The organism is Streptomyces sp. NPDC089915 (assembly GCF_040684675.1).
Classification (GTDB): domain Bacteria; phylum Actinomycetota; class Actinomycetes; order Streptomycetales; family Streptomycetaceae; genus Streptomyces.
On sequence record NZ_JBFBGN010000432.1, the window covers coordinates 1 to 1,027 of the forward strand.

At 71.5% G+C, this 1,027-nt stretch carries 1 protein-coding gene; it reads right to left on the reverse strand.

Going from position 1 to position 1,027, the window contains the following annotated elements; genetic code table 11:
• Positions 1–897 (reverse strand): MoxR family ATPase (locus AB0O29_RS36405; RefSeq protein WP_365160850.1); only part of this gene is annotated, 897 nt, incomplete at its 3' end.
• Positions 898–1,027: the final 130 nt, after the last annotated feature.

Consider the following 1,027-nt stretch of genomic DNA (forward strand, 5'->3'; position numbering starts at 1 on the left):
CTGGCGCAGGGCGGGCGAGACGTGCTCCTTCCGCGCCGGGAGCTCCTTCAGCAGACGGCCCCGGAAGGCCTCCGCGAGGTAGTAGAGCAGGTCGCGGTCCTGGAGCCGGGCGGGCCAGGAGGCGTCGCCCTTGAGGATGGCGTCGATGCCGAAGGTGTGACGGACGATCTTGGCGTAACCGCAGAAGGAGACGGCGTGCGCGGGGGTGAGGGTGCCGTGCGCGACGACCTTGAGGGTCTGCTCGTCCAGCTCCGCGCCGAAGGAGTGCAGGGCGTCGGAGAGCATGTGCCAGGAGCGAGGGGTGGAGAACGGCTCCTCGGTCTTGGGCGGCTGCGACCAGAGGTGGTCGGGGCGGTCGGTGAGGTAGTCGGTGACCCAGGGGTGGATGCCGTGCTCGCCGGCCCACACCAGCCAGTCCTGCGCGGACGCCTGGAGGTGGACGTGGGTGAGCCGGTTGACCAGGGCGGAGGCGATGGGCCGGGCGAGGGCGTTGTCCGTGGCGCGGTTGCCGGCGCCGATGACGATGGACCCGGCGGGCAGTTCGTAGGAGCCGATCCGGCGGTCGAGGATCAGCGAGTAGAAGGCCTTCTGGACGTCCGGGCCGGCGGCGTTGAGCTCGTCGAGGAAGAGGCAGTACGGCTCGTCGCGGGCGATGGCCTCGGGCGGGCAGAACACCGAGCGTCCGTCACGGATCTGCGGCACGCCGATCAGGTCCTCGGGGGCGAGCTGCGTGCCGAGGAGGCTGACGCACTCCAGTCCCAGGGAGTCGGCGAACTTCCTGACGAGTGAGGACTTCCCGATGCCGGGCGCCCCCCAGAGGAAAACGGGCCGCACGGTGGCGAGACCGAGCAGGAGTTCGGGTATCTGGGCGGGGGTCACGGTGACGGCAGCCTGCACGGGCGGGAACGTCCTTCGGGGCGGGGCGGTTTGTGTCGGTCCGGCCAGTGTGGCCACACGGCACACCACACGGCATCCGGTTTTCCCGCGCGTGAAGCGGCGGCGGCGGGCGCGGCCGCCACACGCCGCC